The sequence below is a fragment of the Streptococcus sp. Z556 genome (assembly GCF_053010225.1).
Window position 1 is genome coordinate 104,276 of the sequence record NZ_JBRKNU010000006.1, and the last position, 10,245, is coordinate 114,520.

Annotated in this window: 7 protein-coding genes and 1 tRNA gene; 6 read left to right on the plus strand and 2 right to left on the minus strand. The window is 43.3% G+C overall.

Annotated features, from left to right (window positions below):
- Positions 1 to 307: 307 nt before the first annotated feature.
- A complete protein-coding gene (galU, locus tag ACVC7S_RS07990; RefSeq protein ID WP_447266774.1) occupies positions 308 to 1,207 on the minus strand; it encodes a UTP--glucose-1-phosphate uridylyltransferase GalU in 900 nt (299 codons plus the stop codon).
- 21 nt (positions 1,208 to 1,228) lie between these two features.
- Positions 1,229 to 2,245 carry an NAD(P)H-dependent glycerol-3-phosphate dehydrogenase gene (locus tag ACVC7S_RS07995; RefSeq protein WP_447266775.1) on the minus strand — a complete coding sequence of 339 codons (1,017 nt, stop codon included), beginning with the start codon at positions 2,243 to 2,245 and terminating at the stop codon, positions 1,229 to 1,231.
- A gap of 206 nt (positions 2,246 to 2,451) precedes the next feature.
- Here ACVC7S_RS07995 and ACVC7S_RS08000 point away from each other — a divergent pair, with 206 nt between their 5' ends.
- The 6 genes from ACVC7S_RS08000 (at position 2,452) to ACVC7S_RS08025 (ending at position 10,120) form a co-directional block, all read left to right on the plus strand.
- Positions 2,452 to 4,158: an ABC transporter ATP-binding protein gene (locus ACVC7S_RS08000; protein WP_447266776.1), complete on the plus strand. Its 1,707-nt coding sequence runs from the start codon at positions 2,452 to 2,454 to the stop codon at positions 4,156 to 4,158.
- A gap of 1 nt (position 4,159) precedes the next feature.
- Positions 4,160 to 5,926 (plus strand): ABC transporter ATP-binding protein, encoded by a 1,767-nt coding sequence (locus tag ACVC7S_RS08005; RefSeq protein WP_447266777.1) that lies wholly within the window; start codon positions 4,160 to 4,162, stop codon positions 5,924 to 5,926.
- Positions 5,927 to 6,064: 138 nt separating this feature from the next.
- A complete protein-coding gene (locus ACVC7S_RS08010) occupies positions 6,065 to 6,754 on the plus strand; it encodes a gamma-glutamyl-gamma-aminobutyrate hydrolase family protein (RefSeq protein ID WP_447266778.1) in 690 nt (229 codons plus the stop codon).
- 168 nt (positions 6,755 to 6,922) lie between these two features.
- On the plus strand, positions 6,923 to 8,272 hold the full coding sequence (locus tag ACVC7S_RS08015; RefSeq protein ID WP_447266779.1) for a glucose-6-phosphate isomerase: 1,350 nt from the start codon (positions 6,923 to 6,925) through the stop codon (positions 8,270 to 8,272).
- Positions 8,273 to 8,399: 127 nt separating this feature from the next.
- Positions 8,400 to 9,860, plus strand: a complete 1,461-nt coding sequence (gene gltX / locus ACVC7S_RS08020; RefSeq protein ID WP_447266780.1) for a glutamate--tRNA ligase — start codon at positions 8,400 to 8,402, stop codon at positions 9,858 to 9,860.
- A 188-nt stretch (positions 9,861 to 10,048) separates the two neighbouring features.
- A tRNA-Glu gene (locus ACVC7S_RS08025) sits at positions 10,049 to 10,120 on the plus strand.
- Positions 10,121 to 10,245 lie beyond the last annotated feature (125 nt).

The following is a 10,245-nucleotide window of genomic DNA, read 5'->3' on the forward strand; positions in this document are numbered from 1 at the left end:
CCATTCGAAACAACACAGCCAAAAGATTTTTCTTTTGAGTTAAAATATGGTTATCCATAATCAGTAATGCGCACCGATTCGGTGCTTTTTATTTTATTATACCAATTCATTGTACTCCTATTTTTGTTAAAAAACAAATAATATCATAGCGCTTTCATGAAGTTTGAGACCGTTTCGATGGAGTTTATAAGTAAGTGAACTGAGAAATACAGATTCCTTTTTAAGTAGATGTTTTAAAGAATAGCAATACAAAAAAGAACCAGGATAACTAACTATCCTAGTTCTTCTTTTTATAAGGACTGTTCTTCTATTCCCCCTCAGCTAACTCTTTCCCAAGTTGGATGAGGTAGTCTTTCAAGTCGTCTTTGACTTGTGGATGTTTGAGAGCGTAGTCGATGGAGGTTTTCATAAAGCCAAACTTGTCTCCAACATCGTAACGAGCCCCCTTGAACTCACGAGCGAATACACGTTGTGTTTTATTGAGGGTATCGATTGCATCTGTCAGCTGAATTTCATTTCCTGCACCTGGAGCTTGGTTTTCGAGGATTTGGAAAATTTCAGGTGTGAGGAGGTAGCGCCCAATGATAGCAAGATCGCTAGGAGCTTCCTCTGGTGCAGGTTTTTCAACGAAGGTTTCAACGCTGTAAAGGCCATCTTTTCCTTCACCTTGCGGAGCAATAACCCCGTAAGCAGATACTTCGTCGTGAGGAACTGGCATAACAGCGATAGTGGACGCGTGGGTACGTTCGTAGTCATCCATGAGTTGTTTGGTAAGTGGTACAGCCTTTTCGTCCGTGATATCCATCAAATCATCACCAAGCATAACGACAAAAGGTTCATTTCCGACGAAAGCCTTGGCTTGCAAAACAGCATCTCCGAGACCGCGTGGATGAGTTTGGCGGATAAAATGCAGACGCATGCCAGTTGTTTCATCAACTAGCTTCAAAAGGTCTGTTTTCCCTTTTTCTTTGAGGTTGTATTCCAATTCGAAGTTTGAATCAAAATGGTCCTCGATGGAACGTTTTGACTTACCTGTAACAACCAAGATATCCTCGATTCCAGACTTGAGGGCTTCTTCAACGATAAACTGGATAGTTGGCTTGTCTACGATTGGCAACATTTCCTTGGCCAAGGCCTTAGTTGCGGGGAGGAAACGAGTTCCCAATCCAGCAGCAGGGATGACCGCTTTTCTGACTTGTTGTTTCATGATGTTCCTTTCTATAAGGGTCTAAGACCACTCGTTTTCTGCTTTAAATTCATTACTCATGATGTCAGTGATTGCTTCTTTGATATTGACACCTTCATAGATAACTCGGTAGATGGCCTGTGTGATTGGCATGTAGACACCCAATTCCTGAGCCAATTCGTAAGCCGCTCGAGTTGTTGAAATGCCTTCAATGACCATGCCCATGTTGGCTTCGATGTCTGTGAGGGATTCTCCACGACCTAGAGCGTCACCGGCTCTCCAGTTACGAGAGTGGACAGATGTCCCCGTTACGATCAAATCACCAACTCCAGAAAGACCGCTATAAGTCAGAGGATTAGCTCCAAGAGCCACACCTAGACGGGTGATTTCTGCTAATCCTCGAGCGATGATGGCTGCCTTGGCATTGTCGCCAAATCCTAGGCCATGTAATGCTCCTGCACCAACTGCAATGATGTTTTTAAGAGCACCAGCGGTTTCAACACCGATAACATCTGTATTGGTATAGAGGCGGAAGTAGTGATTGCTAAAGAGATTTTGGACGTACTGGGCAGTTTCGAGGTCTTTAGAGGCTGCAGTAATCAAAGTGATATCCCGTACAATGGTTTCTTCAGCGTGGCTAGGTCCTGAAACAACAACGACTTCACTACGGAGGTCAGCTGGAATTTCCTCTTCAAGAATGGTTGAGAGGCGTTTGTGGCTATCTGGTTCCAAACCTTTGGAGGCATGCATAATGACAACCTTGTGATTGAGTACCTTTGCTACTTGTTGGGCAACCAGTCTCGTTACTTTTGTTGGGACTACAAATAGAACAGCATCCACATCCTTTAGTGTTTCTTCTAAGTTATGATAGGCTTTGATTTTTTCGTCCAGTAAGATATCTTTAAAATAGCGTTTGTTTGTATGCTGGTTATTAATTTCATCGATTTGTTCAGGGACATTTCCCCAAATACGAACTTCGTGTCCATTGTCGTTTAGGACCTGCGAAAGGGCAGTTCCCCAAGAACCAGGACCCAAGACAGCGATGGTTTGTTTCTTCATCTTTTCCTCCTTATAAGAGTTCTTCCTTTCATTTTACCATAAAAAGCCTTTTCATGCATCACCTGCAGATGAAAGCGCACTAATTTATAATAAGGAGACTTCTTTGACAAGATGCCTCTTTTTTGCTAGAATAGCATCAATATGAAGGAATGAGAAGGAGCTGACGCAGGATGTCGCTCCCTTTATCTATTTTATTAGGAGGAATTATGCTCATTAAAAAAATAAAAACCTATAAATGGCAGGCCTTGGCATCCTTAATGATGACAGGCTTGATGGTTGCGAGTTCGCTCTTGCAACCGCGCTATTTGCAAGAGGTGTTAGAGGCATTGTTGGCTGGTCAACATGAGGCTATCTATAGTATTGGTGTCTGGTTGATAGGAGTAGCCCTAGTCGGTCTGGTTGCGGGTGGGGTCAATGTAACGCTTGCTGCCTATATTGCTCAAGGAGTGTCTTCGGACCTTCGGGAAGACGCTTTTCGCAAGATTCAGACTTTTTCTTATGCCAATATCGAGCAGTTTAATGCAGGCAACCTTGTAGTCCGTATGACCAATGATATCAACCAAATTCAGAACGTGGTGATGATGGCTTTTCAAATCCTCTTCCGTCTCCCTCTTCTCTTTATCGGTTCCTTTATCTTGGCGGTTCACACTCTCCCGTCACTTTGGTGGGTGATTGTCCTTATGGTGCTCCTCATCTTTGCACTAACAGGCATCATGATGGGGATGATGGGACCACGTTTTGCGAAGTTTCAAACTCTTCTTGAACGGATCAATGCTATCGCCAAAGAAAATCTACGTGGTGTCCGCGTAGTCAAATCCTTTGTACAAGAAAAAGCACAATTTGACAAATTTACCGAGGTTTCAGATGAACTTCTCGGACAAAATCTTTATATCGGTTATGCCTTCTCAGTTATAGAACCTGTTATGATGCTAGTCGGCTATGGGGCAGTATTCCTCTCTATCTGGTTAGTGGCCGGAATGGCTCAGTCAGATCCATCTGTAGTGGGTTCGATTGCTTCCTTTATCAATTATCTCAGCCAGATTATCTTTACTATTATCATGGTTGGATTTTTAGGAAATTCTGTCAGTCGTGCCATGATTTCCTTGCGTCGTATCCGCGAGATTCTAGATACCGAGCCAGCAATGACCTTTAAAGATCTCCCGGATGAAGAGTTAGACGGAAGTCTCTCTTTTGAAAATGTGACCTTTACCTATCCCAATGATGACGAACCTATGCTGAAGAATGTAACCTTTGATATTGCGCCTGGTCAGATGGTCGGTGTGGTTGGGGCGACTGGAGCAGGGAAGTCCACTCTAGCTCAGTTAATTCCACGGCTTTTTGATCCACAGGAGGGATCCATCAAGATTGGTGGCAAGGATATTCGAGACGTCAGCGAGGGAACCTTGCGTAAAACAGTTTCCATCGTCTTGCAACGTGCTATTCTCTTTAGCGGAACCATTGCAGATAATCTTCGTCAAGGGAAAGGCAATGCTAGCGTATCCGAACTGGAACGTGCGGCACGAATCGCCCAAGCCAGCGAATTTATCGGACGCATGGAAAACAAATTTGAGAGTCAGGTCGAAGAACGTGGCACCAACTTTTCTGGTGGACAAAAGCAACGGATGTCCATTGCCCGTGGGATTGTCAGCAATCCCCGTATCCTGATTTTTGACGATTCGACTTCGGCCTTGGATGCCAAGTCAGAAAGACTCGTACAGGAAGCTTTGAACAAAGACCTGAAAGGGACGACAACCATTATCATCGCTCAAAAAATCAGTTCAGTCGTCCATGCAGACAAGATTTTGGTATTGGATCAAGGACGTTTGATTGGAGAAGGACGGCATGCAGACTTGGTAGCTAGCAATGCCGTCTACCGCGAAATCTACGAAACACAAAAGGGAAAGGAGGAATAAAATGAAAACCGTTCGATTTTTCTGGAATTATTTTAAAGTTTACAAGCTCTCCTTTGTCATTGTGATTCTGATGGTTGCGGTGGCGACAATTGCCCAAGCCCTCTTTCCTGTTTTTTCAGGCCAAGCAGTTACGGAGCTTGCTAACCTAGTTCTGGCTTATCAAAATGGAACTTCCGAACTAGCCTGGCAAAGTTTATCGGCTCTGATGCTGAATCTAGCTCTGGTTGTCCTCGCCCTAGTAGTATCCAGTTTGATTTACATGACCTTTATGACTCGTGTGATTGCTGAGTCAACAAATGAGATGCGTAAGGGCCTCTTTGGCAAACTTTCTCGTTTGACGGTTTCTTTCTTTGACCGCCATCAGGATGGCGATATCCTTTCTCGCTTCACGAGTGACTTGGATAACATCCTTCAAGCCTTCAATGAAAGTCTAGTTCAGGTTATGAGCAATATTGCTCTCTATATCGGTTTGATTTTTGTCATGTTTTCAAGAAATGTGACGCTCGCCCTGATAACAGTAGCCAGCACCCCAGTGGCCTTTCTCATGCTGGTCTTTATCGTGAAGATGGCCCGCAAGTACACCAATCTCCAGCAAAAAGAGGTTGGGAAACTCAACGCCTACATGGATGAGAGTATTTCTGGACAGAAAGCTGTTATCGTACAAGGAATTCAAGACGACATCGTAGCAGGCTTTGTGGAGCAAAATGAGCGCGTGCGCAAGGCAACTTTTAAAGGAAGAATGTTCTCAGGCATCCTCTTTCCAGTTATGAATGGGATGAGCTTGGTCAACACAGCCATCGTCATTTTTGCAGGTTCGGCTGTCTTGCTGAACGATCCAAGTATCGAAACAACGACAGCCCTAGGTTTGATTGTCATGTTTACCCAATTTTCTCAGCAGTACTACCAGCCGATTATCCAGGTGGCTGCGAGTTGGGGAAGCCTCCAGTTGGCCTTTACCGGAGCGGATCGTATCCAAGAAATGTTTGATGCGGAAGAAGAAATCCGCCCGCAAAATGCACCTGCCTTTACGGAATTGCGAGAAGGTGTTGAAATCAGTCACATTGATTTCTCTTATGTGCCAGACAAGCCGATTTTAAAAGATGTCAGCATTTCAGCTCCTAAGGGGCAGATGATAGCAGTTGTCGGTCCGACTGGTTCGGGGAAAACGACCATCATGAACCTCATCAATCGTTTCTACGATGTGGATGCAGGTAGCATTTCCTTTGATGGCAAAGACATTCGTGACTATGACTTGGATAGCCTGCGGAGCAAGGTCGGGATTGTCCTGCAGGATTCAGTCTTGTTTAGTGGAACGATTCGTGACAATATCCGCTTCGGTGTGCCAGATGCGAGTCAGGAAATGGTTGAATCTGCTGCCAAGGCAACCCATATTCATGACTATATCGAAAGCTTGCCTGATAAGTATGATACCCTTATTGATGATGAGCAAAACATCTTCTCAACTGGGCAGAAACAATTGATTTCCATCGCTCGGACCTTGATGACAGATCCTCAAGTCTTAATCTTAGATGAGGCGACTTCCAATGTGGACACTGTAACAGAAAGTAAGATTCAGCATGCCATGGAGGCAGTTGTAGCAGGTCGAACCAGTTTTGTCATTGCCCATCGTCTCAAGACCATCCTCAATGCCGATCAGATTATTGTCCTCAAAGATGGAGAAGTCATTGAACGTGGGAATCATCAGGAACTCTTGAAACTCGGCGGTTTCTACTCAGAACTCTATCACAATCAATTTGTATTTGAATAAGAAAAAAGTTGTCCTCTTGGGCAACTTTTTCTTGCCCATAAAAAATACTTATCACGGTCTTTTAAAAAACATATTAGACAGGAAAGGGTTGGAGTGATAAGATAAGACTGTCGCAAGAAAATCGAAAGGAGACACATCATGGCTAGAACGGTTGTAGGAGTTGCTGCAAATCTATGTCCTGTAGATGAAGAAGGGAAAAACATTCATTCATCTGTATCCTGTAAATTTGCAGAGAGCATTCGTCAGGTCGGCGGTCTCCCCTTGGTGATTCCTGTTGGTGATGAGTCCGTTGTGCGTGATTATGTGGAAATGATTGACAAACTCATCTTGACAGGTGGGCAAAACGTCCATCCCCAGTTTTATGGGGAGAAAAAAACCATTGAGAGCGATGATTATAACCTTGTGCGAGATGAGTTTGAACTAGCCCTCTTGAAAGAAGCGCTTCGTCAAAATAAACCAATTATGGCAATCTGCCGTGGTGTTCAGCTGGTCAATGTTGCTTTTGGCGGCACCCTCCACCAAGAAATTGAAGGTCACTGGCAAGGCTTGCCTTTCGGGACCTCTCATTCTATTGAGACAGTAGAAGGAAGCGTGGTGGCTAAGTTGTTCGGCAAAGAAAGTCAAGTCAACTCAGTCCATCGACAAAGTATCAAAGACCTAGCACCTAATTTCCGTGTGACAGCTGTAGATCCTCGAGATCAGACAGTGGAAGCGATTGAGTCTATCGACGAGCATCGTATCATTGGTTTGCAGTGGCATCCAGAGTTCCTGGTCAATGAAGAAGATGGCAATTTAGAACTCTTTGAGTATTTATTAAATGAATTGTAACGGTTAGAATCTCTAGCCGTTTTTATTCGTCCTTTCAGAATTTTAATATTTTAGCATTTTTACGCAAACGTTTGAATTGTGATAAAATTTGAGGAAATTCAGTATAAAAACTTGAAAAAATTGCTGGTAAGCGTTATGATAGTAAAGAAGAAATTATGGAGGATTATCATGTCACATATTAAATTTGATTATTCAAAAGTTTTAGACAAATTTGTTGCCCCACATGAAGTGGAATACATGCAAGCACAAGTAACAGCTGCAGACGAATTGATTCGTAAAGGAACTGGTGCTGGTAGCGACTTTTTGGGTTGGTTGGACCTTCCTGAAAACTACGACCGCGAAGAATTCGACCGTATCTTGAAAGCTGCTGAGCAAATTAAATCAGACAGCGATGTTTTGGTTGTAATCGGTATCGGTGGATCTTACCTTGGTGCCAAAGCAGCTATTGACTTCTTGAACCACCACTTTGCGAACTTGCAAACAAAAGAAGAACGCAAAGCTCCACAAATCCTTTACGCTGGAAACTCAATCTCATCTACTTACCTTGCTGACTTAGTAGAGTACGTAGCTGACAAAGACTTCTCAGTAAACGTGATTTCTAAATCAGGTACAACAACAGAACCAGCCATCGCTTTCCGTGTCTTCAAAGAACTCTTGGTTAAGAAATACGGACAAGAGGAAGCCAACAAACGTATCTATGCTACTACTGACCGCCAAAAAGGTGCTGTTAAGGTTGAAGCAGATGCCAACGGTTGGGAAACATTCGTGGTTCCAGATGACATCGGTGGACGCTTCTCAGTATTGACAGCAGTTGGATTGCTTCCAATCGCTACATCAGGTGCAGATATCAAAGCCCTTATGGAAGGTGCCAACGCAGCTCGTAAGGATTATACTTCAGACAAGATTGCTGAAAATGAAGCTTACCAATACGCAGCCGTTCGTAACATCCTTTACCGTAAAGGCTATGCTACTGAAATCTTGGTAAACTACGAGCCATCACTTCAATACTTCTCAGAATGGTGGAAACAATTGGCTGGTGAGTCAGAAGGAAAAGACCAAAAAGGGATTTACCCAACTTCAGCTAACTTCTCAACAGACTTGCACTCATTGGGTCAATTTATCCAAGAAGGAACTCGTATCATGTTTGAAACAGTTGTCCGTGTTGACAAACCACGTAAGAACGTGATTATCCCTAGCTTGGAAGAAGATCTTGACGGACTTGGTTACCTTCAAGGAAAAGACGTTGACTTTGTAAACAAAAAAGCAACTGACGGTGTTCTTCTTGCCCACACAGACGGTGATGTACCAAACATGTACGTAACCCTTCCTGAGCAAGACGCTTTCACTCTTGGTTACACTATCTACTTCTTCGAATTGGCAATTGCCCTTTCAGGTTACTTGAATGCCATCAACCCATTTGACCAACCAGGTGTTGAAGCATACAAACGTAACATGTTTGCCCTTCTTGGAAAACCAGGATTTGAAGAATTGAGCAAAGAGCTTAACGCACGTCTATAATAGAAGAAAAGAGTGGCTTGACCACTCTTTTTACTCTCTTTATTCGTAGACATTGGACTCAGGCGAGACTTGTGATATAATATAGAAAGCAAAAAGGCAGACGCCTAGAGACTTTATAGGAGAAACTATGTCAAAAGATATCCGCGTACGCTACGCACCAAGTCCAACAGGACTACTACACATCGGAAATGCCCGTACAGCATTGTTTAACTACCTTTACGCACGCCATCATGGTGGAACTTTTATCATTCGTATCGAAGATACTGACCGTAAACGCCATGTCGAAGATGGGGAACGTTCACAGCTTGAAAATCTTCGCTGGTTGGGGATTGACTGGGATGAAAGTCCAGAAACTCATGAAAACTACCGCCAATCAGAGCGTTTGGAACTCTATCAAAAATACATCGACCAATTGCTAGCTGAAGGAAAAGCTTACAAATCATACGTTACAGAAGAAGAGTTGGCAGCTGAACGCGAACGCCAAGAAGCAGCAGGTGAAACACCTCGCTACATTAACGAATACCTTGGTATGAGCCAAGAAGAAAAAGCAACTTACATCGCAGAACGTGAAGCAGCTGGTATCATTCCAACTGTTCGTTTAGCCGTCAATGAAGCTGGTATCTACAAGTGGCACGATATGGTCAAAGGTGATATCGAATTTGAAGGTGGGAATATCGGTGGTGACTGGGTAATCCAAAAGAAAGATGGTTACCCAACTTACAACTTTGCCGTTGTTATCGATGACCACGATATGCAAATTTCTCATGTTATCCGTGGAGATGACCACATTGCCAACACTCCAAAACAACTCATGGTCTATGAAGCCCTTGGTTGGGATGCACCTGAGTTCGGTCACATGACCTTGATTATCAACTCTGAAACAGGTAAGAAGTTATCTAAACGTGATACTAATACCCTTCAGTTTATCGAAGACTACCGTAAAAAAGGCTATTTGCCAGAAGCTGTCTTTAACTTTATTGCCCTTCTTGGCTGGAACCCTGGTGGGGAAGACGAAATCTTCTCTCGTGAGGAATTGATTAAACTCTTTGATGAAAACCGTCTCAGCAAGTCTCCAGCAGCCTTCGACCAGAAGAAACTAGACTGGATGAGCAACGACTACATCAAGAGAGCTGATCTAGCTACTATCTTTGAAATGGCGAAACCATACTTAGAAGAAGCAGGGCGTTTGACTGACAAATCAGAGAAAATGGTAGAACTCTACAAACCACAAATGAAGTCAGTTGATGAGATTGTTCCATTGACAGATCTTTTCTTTGCAGATTTCCCAGAGCTGACAGATGCTGAGCGCGAGGTCATGGCAGGAGAAACCGTTCCAGTTGTTCTAGAAGCCTTCAAAGCGAAACTAGAAGCAATGACAGATGAGGAGTTTGTGACAGAAAACATCTTCCCACAAATCAAAGCAGTCCAAAAAGAAACAGGTATTAAAGGTAAGAATCTATTTATGCCAATCCGTATCGCCGTTTCAGGTGAAATGCATGGACCAGAATTACCAGACACCATTTTCTTGCTCGGACGTGAAAAATCAATTCAGCATATCGATAACATGCTCAAAGAGATTTCTAAATAAGTAGGAAAAACATAGGGATATGAGCTCATCCTTTCTTGGAGAGTAAGGGAAGGCCCTTTGAATTAAAAATCAAAAGAGTCAGTTTAACTGGCTCTTTTCCCTTATCTTTTCAGAATTTCGATAAAGAGGTAAAAAAGTTCTTGACAAAGGCGGAAAAGAAGGTATAATAGAAAGAGTCGAAAAGCTCAGGTCCGTTGGTCAAGGGGTTAAGACACCGCCTTTTCACGGCGGTAACACGGGTTCGAATCCCGTACGGACTATGGTGTATTGTGGTTAGAAAAAACTTGGAAAAAAGTTTAAAAAACTTATTGACAGAGAGAGCTAGCTGTGATATACTAATATAGTTGTCGCTCACGAGAGATTGGGTGACAAAGACCTTTGAAAA

What these genes read in the sequence shown, in the direction of transcription:
- galU (WP_447266774.1), bottom strand. Translation starts at nt 1,207, where the DNA reads ATGAAACAACAAGTCAGAAAAGCGGTCATCCCTGCTGCTGGATTGGGA.
- ACVC7S_RS07995 (WP_447266775.1), bottom strand. Translation starts at nt 2,245, where the DNA reads ATGAAGAAACAAACCATCGCTGTCTTGGGTCCTGGTTCTTGGGGAACT.
- ACVC7S_RS08000 (WP_447266776.1), top strand. Translation starts at nt 2,452, where the DNA reads ATGCTCATTAAAAAAATAAAAACCTATAAATGGCAGGCCTTGGCATCC.
- ACVC7S_RS08005 (WP_447266777.1), top strand. Translation starts at nt 4,160, where the DNA reads ATGAAAACCGTTCGATTTTTCTGGAATTATTTTAAAGTTTACAAGCTC.
- ACVC7S_RS08010 (WP_447266778.1), top strand. Translation starts at nt 6,065, where the DNA reads ATGGCTAGAACGGTTGTAGGAGTTGCTGCAAATCTATGTCCTGTAGAT.
- ACVC7S_RS08015 (WP_447266779.1), top strand. Translation starts at nt 6,923, where the DNA reads ATGTCACATATTAAATTTGATTATTCAAAAGTTTTAGACAAATTTGTT.
- gltX (WP_447266780.1), top strand. Translation starts at nt 8,400, where the DNA reads ATGTCAAAAGATATCCGCGTACGCTACGCACCAAGTCCAACAGGACTA.